Here is a 14153-nt window from a genome sequence, read left to right on the forward strand (position 1 = left end):
TCCTCCCGGCGACCATCGAACCAATAGCCCGATGGCGAGGCAAACCCGGAAGACGCTTAGTTGACGGCGTCTTTCAGAGCCTTGCCAGCTTTGAAGCCCGGGATCTTGGCAGCAGCGATGTTGATCGGCTTGCCGGTCTGCGGGTTACGGCCGGTGCGAGCAGCACGCTCTTTGACAGCGAAGGTACCGAAACCAACCAGTACTACGGAATCACCAGCCTTCAGAGCGCCAGTGACGGATTCAATCACTGCATCCAGCGCGCGGCCAGCAACAGCTTTCGGGATATCAGCAGATGCAGCGATAGCATCGATCAGTTCCGACTTGTTCACTCTAAGTCCCCTTATTTCTGTTTAGTTTGTTTCTTGATTTTTAGTGTAAGCAAAGCGGGCGCTGGATGGCCTGCTGACACAATAAGAGCCGCTTTATATCAAGGGCTCAAAAATTGTGTCAAGGAAGCCATCTGGCTAATGCGTGCTGATTCGCTCCTTGGAATCAGACTCGCGTTTGTCATCCGTTGCAACCATCTCGGGAGCCGCATCGGGCAAGGGCTCCGGCGCGTATTGCAGCGCAATTTGCAGGACCTCGTCAATCCATTTAACCGGTTTAATCTGCAGGTCTTGCTTAATATTTTCCGGAATTTCCTTCAGGTCGCGCACATTTTCTTCGGGAATGATCACAGTTTTGATCCCCCCTCTGTGAGCAGCCAGAAGTTTCTCCTTGAGCCCGCCAATGGCCAGTACTTGGCCACGCAGGGTGATCTCGCCAGTCATTGCCACATCGGCGCGCACGGGAATCTGCGTCAGCGCAGAAACCAGAGCGGTGCACAAACCGATGCCTGCACTGGGCCCATCCTTGGGCGTGGCACCTTCCGGCATATGGATGTGAACGTCGCGCTTCTCGTTGAAATCAGCCGGGATCCCCAGACTCTTGGCGCGACTGCGCACCACGGTCATGGCGGCGGTCATGGACTCGGCCATCACGTCCCCCAGCGAACCGGTCTTGATCAACACACCCTTGCCGGGCACCACTGCGGTCTCGATGGTCAGCAACTCGCCGCCCACTTGAGTCCAGGCCAGCCCGGTCACCTGACCGATCTGATCCTGCTGTTCGGCAAGGCCATAACGGTGCTTGCGCACACCCAGAAAATGCTCGAGCGAGTCAGCGCTCACGGCCACCTGGAAACGCTTCTCGCCAATGTGCTCCTTGACCGCCTTGCGGCAGACCTTGGCAATCTGCCGCTCCAGGCTGCGCACACCTGCCTCGCGGGTGTAATAGCGGATGATGTCGCGAATAGCCGCCTCGTCGAACTCCAGCTCGCCCTTCTTCAGGCCGTTGGCCTTGATCTGCTTGGGCGCCAGGTACTTGATAGCGATATTGACCTTCTCGTCCTCGGTGTAGCCCGGCAGACGGATGATCTCCATCCGATCCAGCAAGGGGCCGGGGATGTTCATCGAGTTGGCGGTGCAGAGGAACATCACATCCGACAGGTCATAATCGACCTCGAGGTAGTGATCGTTGAAATTGTGGTTCTGCTCTGGATCGAGCACTTCCAGCAGCGCAGAGGCAGGGTCGCCACGCATGTCCTGCCCCATCTTGTCGATTTCATCGAGGAGGAACAGCGGGTTGCGCACACCGACCTTGGTCATCTTCTGAATCAGACGCCCCGGCATCGAGCCGATATAGGTACGACGATGTCCACGGATCTCGGCCTCGTCACGCACGCCGCCCAGCGCCATACGCACGAACTTGCGGTTGGTGGCAGTGGCGATGGACTCGGCCAGCGAGGTTTTGCCTACGCCGGGCGGGCCTACCAGGCACAGCACCGGCCCCTTGAGTTTCTTCACCCGCTTCTGCACGGCGAGATACTCGAGGATGCGCTCCTTGACCTCTTCCAGGCCGTAATGATCGGCATCGAGAATGCTCTCGGCGCGCGCCAGGTCGAGGCGCACCTTGCTCTCGGCCTTCCACGGCACGTTCACCAGCCAATCGATGTAGGAACGCACGACGGTGGCCTCGGCGGACATCGGCGACATCTGCTTGAGCTTGTTCAGCTCGGCATTGGCCTTGGTCAGCGCCTCCTTGGACAAACCTGCGTTATCGATGCGCTTGCGCAGCTCGTCGAGCTCGTTGTGGCCTTCGTCAATGTCGCCGAGCTCTTTCTGAATGGCCTTCATCTGCTCATTCAGGTAGTACTCGCGCTGACTGCGCTCCATCTGCTTCTTCACCCGGCCACGGATACGCTTCTCGACCTGCAGCAAGTCGATCTCGGCATCCAGCAGCGCCAGCACGTGCTCGACGCGGGCGGACAGCGAGGTGATTTCGAGAATTTCCTGCTTCTGCTCGATCTTCAGCGCCATGTGAGCGGCCATGGTATCCACCAGGCGGCTGGGCTCATCGATGCTGTTGAGCGAGGACAGCACTTCGGCCGGTACCTTCTTGCCCAACTGCACGTACTGCTCGAACTGACTGAGCAGACTGCGGGTAAAGACTTCCGACTCACGCTCGGCCGTTTCACCCTCTTCGATCAGTTGCACCTCTGCACGGCAGTGTTCTTCGATCTCGAAGATGCGCTCGATGGCACCGCGCTGCTCACCCTCGACCAGAACCTTGACCGTGCCATCGGGCAGCTTCAGCAGTTGCAGCACGGTGGCAACGGTACCCACGTGGTAAAGATCCTGATCGCTCGGATCGTCCACTGCCGGGTTTTTCTGGGCCACCAGCAGAATCTGCTTGTCGCCCGTCATCGCTGCCTCCAGGGCTTCGATGGATTTCTCGCGCCCGACGAAAAGCGGGATGACCATGTGCGGATAGACCACTACATCGCGCAATGGCAGGAGAGGCAATTCGATGGTTGTCTTCATGATTTCGGCTCAGCAGCGGCCATGAGGCCGTAAACAGGCGGGATTACCCTTGGCTTTTAAGATGGGGGTAGCTCCCGTAAAAAACAAGCGCAATGTCCAGAAAAGCGAAGGGGCCCAAAGGGGCCCCTTCTTTGCAACGTGTGACAGCCATCAGGCGTCTGGCGCGGCCTTGGCCTGAGGCTCGCTGTTCTCGTAGATCAGCAGCGGCTTGGAGGAACCTTCGATGACACTTTCGTCGATCACCACCTTGCTCACGTCTTGCTGGGACGGAATCTCGTACATGGTGTCCAACAAAATGCCTTCGAGAATCGAACGCAGACCACGCGCGCCGGTCTTGCGCTCCAGCGCCTTCTGCGCCACGGACTTCAGCGCGTCGGAGCGGAACTCCAGATCCACACCTTCCATTTCGAACAGCTTGGCGTACTGCTTGGTCAGCGCATTCTTCGGCTCGGTGAGAATCTGCACCAGCGCAGCCTCATCCAGCTCTTCCAGCGTTGCGATCACCGGCAGGCGACCGACGAACTCGGGAATCAGGCCGAACTTGACCAGGTCATCCGGCTCGACCTCACGCAGCGACTCACCGATCTTCTTGCCTTCCTGCTTGCTACGTACTTCCGCACCGAAACCGATGCCGCCCTTGGTAGAGCGCGCCTGGATGACTTTCTCCAGGCCGGCAAACGCGCCGCCGCAAATGAACAGGATGTTGCGCGTGTCGACCTGCAGGAACTCCTGCTGCGGATGCTTGCGCCCGCCCTGCGGCGGAACCGAGGCCACCGTGCCTTCGATCAACTTGAGCAATGCCTGCTGCACGCCCTCGCCCGATACGTCGCGAGTGATAGACGGGTTGTCGGATTTGCGCGAAATCTTGTCGATTTCGTCGATGTAGACAATGCCCATCTGGGCCTTCTCGACATCGTAATCGCACTTCTGCAGCAGCTTCTGGATGATGTTCTCGACGTCCTCACCCACATAACCGGCTTCGGTCAGGGTGGTGGCATCAGCGATGGTGAACGGCACATTGAGCAGGCGGGCCAGCGTTTCCGCCAGCAACGTCTTGCCGGAACCGGTTGGACCGATCAGCAGAATGTTGCTCTTGCCCAGCTCGACATCGTCTTTCTTGTCACGCTGATTGAGACGCTTGTAGTGGTTGTACACCGCCACCGACAGCACCTTCTTGGCGCGCTCCTGACCGATCACATACTGATCGAGGATGCCGCTGATTTCCTTGGGTGCCGGGAGTTTATGCGCGCTGCTCTCGGCCTGGGCTTCCTGCACCTCCTCACGGATGATGTCGTTGCACAGGTCGACGCATTCGTCGCAGATGAAGACGGAAGGACCGGCGATCAACTTGCGCACTTCATGCTGGCTTTTGCCGCAGAAGGAGCAATAAAGCAGTTTGCCGTTGTCCTCACCGTTACGGGTATCAGTCATTCGATCAATCCAATACGGTAGGCTTGAAACACAAGATGAAGGCAAATGCGGGCATTTTCAAGGGCGCAGCTAGCGTCAATGAAGAATGCCCGCACGCAGTGCCTTATCTAGACCGGCATTTGACGCTTTTCGTGCACGGCATCGACGAGACCATATTCCACGGCGCGCGAAGCGCTCATGAAATTATCGCGATTGGTATCACGCTCGATGGTTTCCAGACTCTGACCGGTGTGCTGAGCCAGCAGCTCGTTGAGGCGCTCACGAATGAACAGGATTTCCTTGGCATGGATCTCGATATCCGAGGCCTGCCCCTGGAAACCACCCAGCGGCTGGTGAATCATCACGCGCGAATTCGGCAGGCAGAAACGCTTGCCTTTGGCGCCGCCAGCCAGCAGGAACGCACCCATGCTGCAGGCTTGGCCGATGCAGGTGGTGGATACGTCGGCCTTGATGAACTGCATGGTGTCGTAGATCGCCATGCCAGCAGTCACCGAGCCACCTGGCGAGTTGATGTACAGGTGGATGTCCTTGTCCGGGTTTTCTGCCTCCAGGAACAGCAACTGGGCGCAGATCAGGTTGGCCATGTAGTCCTCGACCTGGCCAACCAGGAAGATGACGCGCTCCTTGAGCAGGCGCGAGTAGATGTCGTAGGCACGCTCGCCACGAGCGGATTGCTCGATGACCATCGGCACCAGGCCGCCAGCGGCCTGGATTTCAGGCATGTTTTGCATAAAAGGATTGCGGGACATGTCTTGCGCTCACTCCCTAACTGTCATGTCTCAAATACGCATAAGCCAGCACGGAGGCTGGCTTATGGTGGTGTGCTCGAACGAGGCTACCAGATCAGTCGGCTTTAGGAGCTTCCGCCGGCTTGACTGCGTCTTCGTAGGAAACCGCTTTATCGGTCACGTTGGCCTTCTGCAGAACAGTATCTACAACTTGCTCTTCCAGTACAACCGAACGCACTTCGTTCATCTGCTGGTCGTTCTTGTAGTACCAGGCAACCACTTGCTCAGGCTCCTGGTAAGCCGAGGCCATCTCTTCGATCAGCTCGCGCACGCGAGCATCGTCCGGCTTCAGCTCGAATTGCTTGACGACCTCGGCGACGATCAGACCCAGCACGACACGGCGCTTGGCTTGCTCTTCGAACAGCTCGGCCGGCAGTTGATCAGGCTTGATGTTGCCACCGAACTGCTGAACGGCCTGCACGCGCAGACGGTTCACTTCGTTACCGATCAGCGCCTTCGGCACTTCGACCGGATTGGCAGCCAGCAGGCCGTCCATTACCTGGTTCTTGACCTTGGATTTGATGGCCTGACGCAGTTCACGCTCCATGTTCTTGCGAACTTCGGCGCGGAAGCCTTCCAGACCGCCTTCCTTGATACCGAACAGGGCGAAGAACTCGTCGTTCAGATCAGGCAGTTGCGGGGCGGAAACACTGTTCACGGTAACGGTGAACTCGGCGGTCTTACCAGCCAGATCGAGATTCTGATAATCCTCGGGGAAGGTCGGGTTGATCACGCGTTCTTCGCCAGCCTTGGCACCCACCAGGGCATCTTCGAAGCCTGGGATCATGCGGCCGGAGCCCAGCACCAGCTGAGTGCCCTTGGCGCTACCGCCAGCGAAGGCTTCGCCATCGATCTTGCCAACGAAGTCGATGTTCAGTTGGTCGCCATTTTCGGCGGCGCGCTCGACAGCTTCGAAGCGGGTATTCTGCTTGCGCAGGATATCCAGCATGTTGTCGACGTCGCTGTCGACCACTTCAGCCTGCAGGCGCTCGATGGCGATGCTGTCGAGGCCAGTCACTTCGAACTCGGGGAAAACTTCGAAAGTGGCGACGTACTCCAGATCCTTGCCTTTCTCGAAGGACTTCGGCTCGACGGCCGGAGCACCAGCCGGATTCAGCTTCTGCTCGACCACGGCTTCGTAGAAGGTAGCCTGAATCAGGTCACCCAGCGCCTCTTGGCGAGCAGCGTCTTCGTAGCGCTGACGGATAACGCTCATCGGCACTTTACCAGGACGGAAGCCAGGAACCTTGGCACGACGGGCAGTCTGTTGCAGACGCTTGTTGACTTCGGTCTCGATGCGCTCGACGGGTACGCCGACGGTCATGCGGCGCTCAAGAGCAGAAGTGCTTTCAACAGAAACTTGCATGGATATTCCTCGTTGCACAGACAAAAGCCGGCTCGAGCCGGCCCCGAATTCAAGGCCAAGCATTCTAGAGGGTCAATATTAAGAAGTCACCCTAGAAGCAGGCGGCAATGCGGGGGGATTTGTAAGATGGTGCGGACGGAGAGACTCGAACTCTCACACCTTGCGGCGCCAGAACCTAAATCTGGTGTGTCTACCAATTTCACCACGTCCGCGTGGCTTTGCAGCTTAAAACAAAAACGCCAGGCTTTTGGCCTGGCGTTCTGGAATATGGGGTGGACGATGGGAATCGAACCCACGACACCAGGAGCCACAATCCTGTGCTCTACCAACTGAGCTACGCCCACCATATTGCATTGCTACTCAAATTGCCTGACCGCCAAGTGGCGCACCCGGCAGGACTCGAACCTGCGACCATCCGCTTAGAAGGCGGATGCTCTATCCAGCTGAGCTACGGGCGCTTATCCATCCGCCTGAGCAGACTTACAAGCTTTCGACTCCAGCTTTACCGCAAGGGCTTAGCTTTTGCCGTCTCACCCAGCGAGTGGCTGTTCCTGAGAAGCGGGGCGAATGTTATAGACGCCCCCCGAACCCGTCAACATAAATTTTCAAAAAAATTCAGCGATATAAAGGAGTTACGCGAAAACGACGGCAGGCGCCTTTGCCCACGTGAGCACCCATGCGAGAATGCGCGTCCTTTTTTCATCCCTATTAATGGTTACCCAGCGCAATGACCGCACAACTGATCGACGGCAAGGCAATCGCCGCCAGCCTCCGCCAGCAGATTGCCCAACGTGTCGCCGAGCGTCGCCAGCAAGGCCTGCGAGCACCGGGCCTGGCCGTGATCCTGGTTGGTACCGATCCCGCCTCCCAGGTCTATGTGTCCCACAAACGCAAGGATTGCGAAGAGGTCGGCTTTGTTTCCCGAGCCTATGATCTGCCGGCTGAAACCAGCCAGGCCGACCTGCTCGCGCTGATCGACGAACTCAATGAAGACCCGACCATCGACGGCATTCTGGTACAGCTACCGTTGCCGGAGCATCTGGACGCCTCGCTGCTGCTCGAACGCATTCGCCCGGATAAGGACGTGGACGGTTTCCACCCCTACAACATCGGTCGCTTGGCCCAGCGCATGCCGCTGCTGCGCCCCTGCACGCCCAAGGGCATCATGACCCTGCTGCACAGCACCGGGGTCGATCTGTATGGCCTGCACGCGGTGGTTGTCGGCGCCTCCAATATCGTCGGTCGCCCGATGGCCATGGAGCTGCTGCTGGCCGGCTGCACCGTCACCGTCACCCACCGCTTCACCAAGGATCTGGCCTCTCACGTCAGTCAGGCCGACATCGTCGTGGTTGCCGTCGGCAAGCCGGGGCTGGTCAAGGGTGAGTGGGTCAAGGAAGGTGCCATCGTCATCGATGTCGGCATCAATCGCCAGGAAGATGGCAAGCTGGTTGGTGACGTGGTGTACGAGACCGCCCTGCCCCGCGCTGGCTGGATCACTCCGGTTCCGGGTGGCGTAGGCCCGATGACTCGCGCCGGGTTGCTGGAGAACACCCTGCATGCGGCCGAGCACCTGCATAAATAAGCAAGACGCCTGAATGAAAAACGGCACCCTAGGGTGCCGTTTTTTTATCGCCGCTGAAGCGTAATGCCGCCAACCGCTCCTACATGGGACTTCCGCTCTTTATAGGAAGGGTTTTGGCCGCCAGTACGCCCGAGCGACTCACTTGCGTGCCTGCTCCCAGGATTTCAGCAGCTCGTCATAAGCGATGGTTTCACCCTTGGGTTTCTCGTTGGCCAGCTTGGGCTTGGGTGCGCCCGGCTGGTCGAACCAGTACTGCGGGTCACGCGGTTCATTCAGCTTCGGCCCGCACTCCCCCAGCACACCGGAGCGCTCCAGGCGACCGAGCATGGTGTCCTGCGCCGCAGCCAGGCCATCGAGCGCCTGTTGCGGGGTCTTGTCGCCACTGGCCGCCTCGGCGATGAACTGCCACCACAACTGGGCCAGGCGCGGGTAGTCCGGCACGTTGGTGCCGGTCGGCGTCCACTGCACGCGCGCCGGGCTGCGGTAGAACTCCACCAGCCCACCCAGCTTGGGTGCAACGTCGGTCATGGCCTGCGAGTTGATGTCCGAGTCGCGAATCGGCGTCAGGCCGACCAGAGTCTTCTTCAACGACACAGTCTTGGAGGTGACGAACTGCGCGTAGAGCCAGGCGGCCAGACGCTGTTTCTCCGGCGTGGATTTGAGGAAAGTCCAGGAACCGGTGTCCTGATAGCCGAGCTTCATGCCCTCCTCCCAGTACGGTCCCTTGGGCGACGGCGCCATGCGCCACTTCGGCGTGCCGTCCGCGTTGACCACCGGCAGGCCCGGCTTGGTCATGTCGGCGGTAAAGGCGGTGTACCAGAAGATCTGCTGGGCGATGGCGCCCTGCGCGGGCACTGGACCGGCCTCGGAGAAGGTCATGCCCTGGGCTTCCGGCGGCGCGTACTGACGCATCCAGTCGACGTATTTCTGTGTGGCAAACACTGCAGCCGGACCATTGGTATCGCCGCCACGGGCAACGCTGGAGCCCACCGGACGGCAGCCATCGACGCGAATGCCCCACTCGTCAACCGGCAGGCCGTTGGGCAGGCCCTTGTCGCCACCACCGGCCATGGAGAACCAGGCATCGGTGAAGCGCCAGCCGAGCGACGGATCCTTCTTGCCGTAATCCATATGACCGTAGACGCGCTGACCGTCGATTTCCTTGACGTGCTTGGAGAAGAACTCGGCGATGTCTTCATAGGCCGACCAGTTGACCGGCACGCCCAGCTCGTAGCCGTAGATTTCCTTGAACTTGGCCTTCAGCTCCGGGCGCTCGAACCAGTCGGCGCGGAACCAATAGAGGTTGGCGAACTGCTGATCGGGCAGTTGATAGAGCTTGCCGTCCGGCCCTGTGGTGAAGGAAATACCGATGAAGTCTTGGAGATCCAGGGTCGGCGACGTGAAGTCCTTGGCCTCACCCTTGATCATGTCGCTGATGGCCATGGCCTTGCCATAGCGCGCGTGCGTGCCGATCAGGTCGGAGTCGTTGACCCAGCCGTCGTAGATGTTCTTGTCCGACTGCATCTGCGTCTGCAGCTTCTCGACCACGTCGCCTTCCTGCAGCAGATCATGGCGCAGCTTGATGCCGGTGATCTCGCTGAAGGCCTTGGCCAGTACCTTGGACTCGTACTCGTGGGTGGTGATGGTTTCCGACACCACACTGATGTCCATGCCACGGAATGGTTCGGCGGCCTTGATGAACCATTTCAGCTCTTCGAGCTGCTGCTCGGGCGTCAGGGTCGAGGGGTTGAACTCATCAGCGATCCATTTCTTCGCGGCTTCTTCATAGGCATCCGCCCAGGCCGCACCGCTCAAACCGGACAACGCCAGCAAGGCAGCCAATGCCATGCTATGTCGGGTCTTGTTGTTATTGTCGAACATAGAGACCTCCATCTCAGGATATGGGGAGAGGCATACCGGCGGCAGCCCGGCTCAGCCCCAGCGCATGACTGCGCACAACCACAACAGCGATAGCAACGACGCTATCCACACGCTCCAGTCGGTCACGCCGATTACCAGCAAATGCAGGTAGGCGCTGCCGAGCAGACCGATGAACAGCCGATCACCCCGGGTGGTGGTGATCGGCAGAAAACCCTTGCGCTCGACGCACGGCCAGCGCAGCTCGACCAGCGTCATGCCGGCCAGCAGCACGGCGATGCCGGCGAAGAACAGCGCGGTCGGCAGAGTCCAGGCCATCCAGTTCATGACGAACCTCCCTTACACGCGACCAAGGGCGAAGCCCTTGGCCACATGGTTGCGAACGAACCAGATCACCAGCATCCCCGGCAGGATGGTCAGCACCCCGGCAGCGGCGAGCACGCCCCAGTCGATACCCGAGGCCGACACGGTACGGGTCATCACCGCCGCGATGGGCTTGGCGTCCACCGAGGTCAGGGTGCGCGCCAGCAGCAGCTCGACCCAGGAGAACATGAAGCAGAAGAAGGCTGTGACGCCGATGCCGGAGCGAATCAGCGGGATGAAGATCTTCACGAAGAATTTCGGGAAGCTGTAGCCGTCGATATAGGCCGTCTCGTCGATTTCCTTGGGCACGCTGGACATGAAGCCTTCGAGGATCCACACCGCCAGCGGCACGTTGAACAGGCAGTGCGCCAGCGCCACGGCGATATGGGTGTCGAACAGGCCGATGGACGAATAGAGCTGGAAGAACGGCAGCAGGAACACCGCCGGTGGTGCCATGCGGTTAGTCAGCAGCCAGAAGAACAGGTGCTTGTCGCCAAGAAAGCGATAGCGCGAGAAGGCATAGGCAGCCGGCAGCGCCACGCTGAGCGAGATCAGGGTATTGAGGCTGACGTAGTACAGCGAGTTGAGGTAACCCTCGTACCAACTACGGTCGGTGAAGATCACCCGGTAGTTGTCCAGGATGAAACTCTGCGGCCACAGGCTGAGGCCACCGAGAATCTCGGTATTGCTCTTGAACGACATGTTCAGCAGCCAGTAGATCGGCACCAGCATGAACAGGAAGTAGATCAGCAGTACCAGGCGTTTGCGTAGCGTCATGGTCGGCCTCAGCGGGTTTTGTCGTCGTGGGTCATGGCGGTGTAGAACAGCCAGGACACCAGCAGGATGATCAGGAAGTACACCAGCGAGAACGCCGCCGCCGGGCCCAGGTCGAACTGGCCGATGGCCATTTGCGTCAGGGTCTGGCTGAGGAAGGTGGTGGCGTTGCCCGGCCCGCCGCCGGTGAGCACGAAAGGCTCGGTGTAGATCATGAAGCTGTCCATGAAGCGCAGCATCACCGCGATCAACAGCACGCTTTTCAGCTTGGGCAACTGGATATGGCGGAACACCGCCCAGTTCGACGCGCGGTCGATGCGCGCCGCCTGGTAGTAAACATCGGGAATAGCGCGCAGCCCCGAGTAGCACAGCAGCGCCACCAGCGAGGTCCAGTGCCACACATCCATGACCAGCACCGTCACCCAGGCATCCATGGTGTTGGCGGCATAGTTGTAGCTGATACCCAGACTGTTCAGCGCCCAGCCCATCAGGCCGATGTCGGCCCGGCCGAAGATCTGCCAGATGGTGCCCACCACGTTCCACGGGATCAGCAGCGGAATGGCCATCAGGATCAGGCACAGCGAGGCCCAGCGCCCGCGTGTCGGCATGCACAGGGCGATGGCGATGCCCAAGGGAATCTCGATCAGCAGCACGCAGGCGGAGAAGATGAACTGGCGCAGCAACGAGTCATGCAGGCGTGGATCCTGCAGCACCTGGCGATACCAGTCGACGCCGACGAAGTAGCGCGTGGCCGGGTCGAAGATGTCCTGCACCGAATAGTTGACCACCGTCATCATCGGCACGATGGCGCTGAACGCCACCAGCAGGAACACCGGCAGCACCAGCCACCAGGCCTTGTTGTTCTGCACCTTCATGGCGCCACCTCCACCAGATAGTCGTCGACATAGAGCATCAGCCACTGCGCCGGGAAGCTCAGGTAGACCTGCTCGCGCGGCACGGGCTGATCCTCCTGCAGGCGCGCCTTGAGCACGTGGCCATCGAGGTCGAAGGTGAGGATCTTGTAGGTGCCAAGATCCTCGACGTGCAGCACCCGGCCACACAACGCATCTTCGTAGGCGCCGTCCCAGACGTGTACGAACTCGGGACGAATGCCCACCTGCAGGCGCTTGCCATCTAGTTCGGCCAGACGCTGGTTGAGCGCGTCGGAGAGCGGCAGCACCGTATCGGCGAAGCGCACCCCGCCCGCACAGCGCTGTACGTCGATCAGATTCATCCCTGGGCTTCCGATGAAATAGCCGACGAAGGTATGGCCGGGGCGCTCGAACAACTCGCGCGGGGTGCCGAACTGGACGATCTGTCCGCCGTACATAACCGCGATCTTGTCGGCGAAGGTGGAAGCCTCCAACTGGTCGTGGGTGACGTAGACCATGGTGATATTGAACTGCTCATGGATCTGCTTGAGCTTGCGCCGCAGCTTCCACTTCAGATGCGGATCAATCACCGTCAGCGGCTCGTCGAAGAGAATTGCCGATACGTCGTCGCGCACCAGGCCACGGCCCATGGACACTTTCTGCTTCTCGTCGGCGGTGAGGTTGCGCGCCTTCTTGTGCAGCAACGGATGCAACTCCAGCACCTCGGCGATCTCGTGCACCTTGCTCATCACCCGCGCCTCATCCATGCCCTGGTTGCGCAATGGGAAGGCCAGGTTGTCGAACACCGTCATGGTGTCGTAGACCACCGGAAACTGGAAAACCTGGGCGATGTTGCGCTCTTGCGGCGACAGCGTGTTGACCGCCTTGCCGTCAAACTGCACCTCACCCTGGGACGGGCTGAGCAGCCCGGAGATGATGTTGAGCAAGGTGGATTTGCCGCAGCCCGACGGCCCCAGCAGCGCATAGGCACCACCCTGCTGCCAGATGTGGTTCATCTCGCGGATTGCGTAATCTTCCGGCGCTTTCGGCGTGCCGCTGTAACTGTGCGCGAGGTTGTGCAAGCGAATCTCGGCCATCAGGCGGCCCTCCCCTGACGACGACTGGGCGCCTGCACCAGTTGCCCATCGGCGGCGAAGACGAAGAGTTTGTGGGTGGGGATGTAAATGAGGATCGGCGTGTCCACCGCGTACTCGTGCACCCCCGGCAGGTGCAGCACCAGCACGAACTGCTCGTTGCGCACATGGAGGAAGGTTTCCGAACCACTGATCTCGGCCAGCTCGACGGTCACGGCCAGCTCCAGATCATCGTCGTTGGATGGCACCAGGCCGATATGGCTGGGACGCACGCCAAAGCGGTACTCGCCCTCGGCGATACCGCGCAGATCGGGGTTGAGCGGAAAGTGCACGCAATCGGCGAAGCTCACCTCGGAGCCGCTGATGCGCCCCGGCATCAGGTTGATCGCAGGTTCCGAGAACAGCTCGGCGGCCAGCACCTGCTGCGGGCGGTGGTAGACCTCGGCGGTCTTGCCACTCTGCACCACCCGCCCCTCGTGCAGGATGGTGGTGGTGCCGCCCAGGGCCAGCGCCTCGTTGGGCTCGGTAGTGGCATAGATGGCGATGGTGTGGCGCGCCTGGAACAGCTCGCGCATTTCCTGGCGCAGCTCTTCGCGCAGCTTGTAGTCGAGGTTGACCAGCGGTTCGTCGAACAGGATCAGCGAGGCATCCTTGACCAGCGCCCGCGCCATGGCCGTGCGCTGCTGCTGGCCGCCGGACAGTTCCAGCGGATAACGCGACAGCAGTTTCTCGATGCGCAGCATGCGCGCCGTGGCCTCGACCTTCTCGACGATCTGCTCCTTGGCCACACCGGCCTGGCGCAGTGGCGAGGCGATGTTCTCGAACACCGTCAGGGTTGGGTAGTTGATGAACTGCTGATAGACCATCGACACATTGCGCTGGCGCACCGGCACGCCGGTGACATCGGCGCCGTTCATCAGCACCCGGCCACTATTGGGCCGATCCAGCCCGGCCATCAGGCGCATCAGGCTGGTCTTGCCGGCCAGGGTACGGCCGAGCAGAACGTTGAAGGAGCCGGGTTCGAAACTGAGGCAGGCATCGTCGATATGCACCTGGCCGTCGACGATACGGGTGACGTGTTCGAGCTTGAGCGACATGGCCTGTCCTTTTTCTTGTCGTGCCATTCGATTGCGAACATCGATAG

Annotated in this window: 12 protein-coding genes and 3 tRNA genes; 1 reads left to right on the forward strand and 14 read right to left on the reverse strand. The window is 60.1% G+C overall.

The features are described 5' to 3' along the window. Positions 1-56: 56 nt before the first annotated feature. The 8 genes from hupB to ACODS1_RS04785 all read right to left on the reverse strand — a co-directional run bounded on the left by hupB (position 57) and on the right by ACODS1_RS04785 (position 6904). Positions 57-329, reverse strand: coding sequence for a nucleoid-associated protein HU-beta (gene hupB / locus ACODS1_RS04750; RefSeq protein ID WP_003282502.1), 273 nt, complete (start codon positions 327-329; stop codon positions 57-59). Between the two features lie 135 nt (positions 330-464). Then, positions 465-2861, reverse strand: coding sequence for an endopeptidase La (lon, locus tag ACODS1_RS04755; RefSeq protein WP_489084741.1), 2397 nt, complete (start codon positions 2859-2861; stop codon positions 465-467). Positions 2862-3011: 150 nt separating this feature from the next. Continuing rightward, positions 3012-4292 (reverse strand): ATP-dependent Clp protease ATP-binding subunit ClpX, encoded by a 1281-nt coding sequence (gene clpX / locus ACODS1_RS04760; protein WP_159971142.1) that lies wholly within the window; start codon positions 4290-4292, stop codon positions 3012-3014. 107 nt (positions 4293-4399) lie between these two features. Beyond that, complete coding sequence (clpP, locus tag ACODS1_RS04765) at positions 4400-5041, reverse strand: ATP-dependent Clp endopeptidase proteolytic subunit ClpP (RefSeq protein WP_024308001.1); 642 nt, start codon at positions 5039-5041, stop codon at positions 4400-4402. Positions 5042-5135: 94 nt separating this feature from the next. Beyond that, positions 5136-6446 carry a trigger factor gene (gene tig, locus ACODS1_RS04770; RefSeq protein ID WP_489084742.1) on the reverse strand — a complete coding sequence of 437 codons (1311 nt, stop codon included), beginning with the start codon at positions 6444-6446 and terminating at the stop codon, positions 5136-5138. Positions 6447-6573: 127 nt separating this feature from the next. Further along, a tRNA-Leu gene (locus ACODS1_RS04775) sits at positions 6574-6658 on the reverse strand. A 56-nt stretch (positions 6659-6714) separates the two neighbouring features. Next, positions 6715-6790: transfer RNA gene (locus tag ACODS1_RS04780), tRNA-His, on the reverse strand. A gap of 37 nt (positions 6791-6827) precedes the next feature. Continuing rightward, positions 6828-6904, reverse strand: a tRNA-Arg gene (locus ACODS1_RS04785). A 269-nt stretch (positions 6905-7173) separates the two neighbouring features. On the opposite strand from ACODS1_RS04785, the gene folD reads away from it, so the two are divergent. Continuing rightward, positions 7174-8028: a bifunctional methylenetetrahydrofolate dehydrogenase/methenyltetrahydrofolate cyclohydrolase FolD gene (gene folD, locus ACODS1_RS04790; protein WP_322977692.1), complete on the forward strand. Its 855-nt coding sequence runs from the start codon at positions 7174-7176 to the stop codon at positions 8026-8028. A 138-nt stretch (positions 8029-8166) separates the two neighbouring features. Here folD and ACODS1_RS04795 read toward each other — a convergent pair whose 3' ends face one another. The 6 genes from ACODS1_RS04795 to ACODS1_RS04820 are packed head-to-tail and all read right to left on the reverse strand — an operon-like array spanning position 8167 to position 14106. Continuing rightward, entirely contained in the window at positions 8167-9909 is a 1743-nt protein-coding gene (locus ACODS1_RS04795) for an ABC transporter substrate-binding protein (RefSeq protein ID WP_489084743.1), read from the reverse strand. Between the two features lie 51 nt (positions 9910-9960). After that, positions 9961-10233 carry a DUF2160 domain-containing protein gene (locus tag ACODS1_RS04800; RefSeq protein WP_439748211.1) on the reverse strand — a complete coding sequence of 91 codons (273 nt, stop codon included), beginning with the start codon at positions 10231-10233 and terminating at the stop codon, positions 9961-9963. Between the two features lie 12 nt (positions 10234-10245). Then, the gene (locus ACODS1_RS04805) at positions 10246-11046 is read right to left on the reverse strand and encodes a carbohydrate ABC transporter permease (protein ID WP_489084744.1); all 801 of its coding nucleotides are present in this window, start codon (positions 11044-11046) and stop codon (positions 10246-10248) included. 8 nt (positions 11047-11054) lie between these two features. After that, positions 11055-11918 (reverse strand): carbohydrate ABC transporter permease, encoded by an 864-nt coding sequence (locus ACODS1_RS04810; protein WP_489084745.1) that lies wholly within the window; start codon positions 11916-11918, stop codon positions 11055-11057. Beyond that, positions 11915-13012, reverse strand: a complete 1098-nt coding sequence (locus ACODS1_RS04815) for an ABC transporter ATP-binding protein (RefSeq protein WP_489084746.1) — start codon at positions 13010-13012, stop codon at positions 11915-11917. Before ACODS1_RS04815 ends, ACODS1_RS04810 begins: the two co-directional genes overlap by 4 nt. Then, on the reverse strand, positions 13012-14106 hold the full coding sequence (locus tag ACODS1_RS04820; protein WP_179544747.1) for an ABC transporter ATP-binding protein: 1095 nt from the start codon (positions 14104-14106) through the stop codon (positions 13012-13014). The genes ACODS1_RS04815 and ACODS1_RS04820 overlap by 1 nt, the downstream gene beginning before the upstream one ends. Positions 14107-14153 lie beyond the last annotated feature (47 nt).

The organism is Pseudomonas sp. FG29 (assembly GCF_057809355.1).

What these genes read in the sequence shown, in the direction of transcription:
- lon (WP_489084741.1), bottom strand. Translation starts at nt 2,861, where the DNA reads ATGAAGACAACCATCGAATTGCCTCTCCTGCCATTGCGCGATGTAGTG.
- clpX (WP_159971142.1), bottom strand. Translation starts at nt 4,292, where the DNA reads ATGACTGATACCCGTAACGGTGAGGACAACGGCAAACTGCTTTATTGC.
- clpP (WP_024308001.1), bottom strand. Translation starts at nt 5,041, where the DNA reads ATGTCCCGCAATCCTTTTATGCAAAACATGCCTGAAATCCAGGCCGCT.
- tig (WP_489084742.1), bottom strand. Translation starts at nt 6,446, where the DNA reads ATGCAAGTTTCTGTTGAAAGCACTTCTGCTCTTGAGCGCCGCATGACC.
- folD (WP_322977692.1), top strand. Translation starts at nt 7,174, where the DNA reads ATGACCGCACAACTGATCGACGGCAAGGCAATCGCCGCCAGCCTCCGC.
- ACODS1_RS04795 (WP_489084743.1), bottom strand. Translation starts at nt 9,909, where the DNA reads ATGTTCGACAATAACAACAAGACCCGACATAGCATGGCATTGGCTGCC.
- ACODS1_RS04800 (WP_439748211.1), bottom strand. Translation starts at nt 10,233, where the DNA reads ATGAACTGGATGGCCTGGACTCTGCCGACCGCGCTGTTCTTCGCCGGC.
- ACODS1_RS04805 (WP_489084744.1), bottom strand. Translation starts at nt 11,046, where the DNA reads ATGACGCTACGCAAACGCCTGGTACTGCTGATCTACTTCCTGTTCATG.
- ACODS1_RS04810 (WP_489084745.1), bottom strand. Translation starts at nt 11,918, where the DNA reads ATGAAGGTGCAGAACAACAAGGCCTGGTGGCTGGTGCTGCCGGTGTTC.
- ACODS1_RS04815 (WP_489084746.1), bottom strand. Translation starts at nt 13,012, where the DNA reads ATGGCCGAGATTCGCTTGCACAACCTCGCGCACAGTTACAGCGGCACG.
- ACODS1_RS04820 (WP_179544747.1), bottom strand. Translation starts at nt 14,106, where the DNA reads ATGTCGCTCAAGCTCGAACACGTCACCCGTATCGTCGACGGCCAGGTG.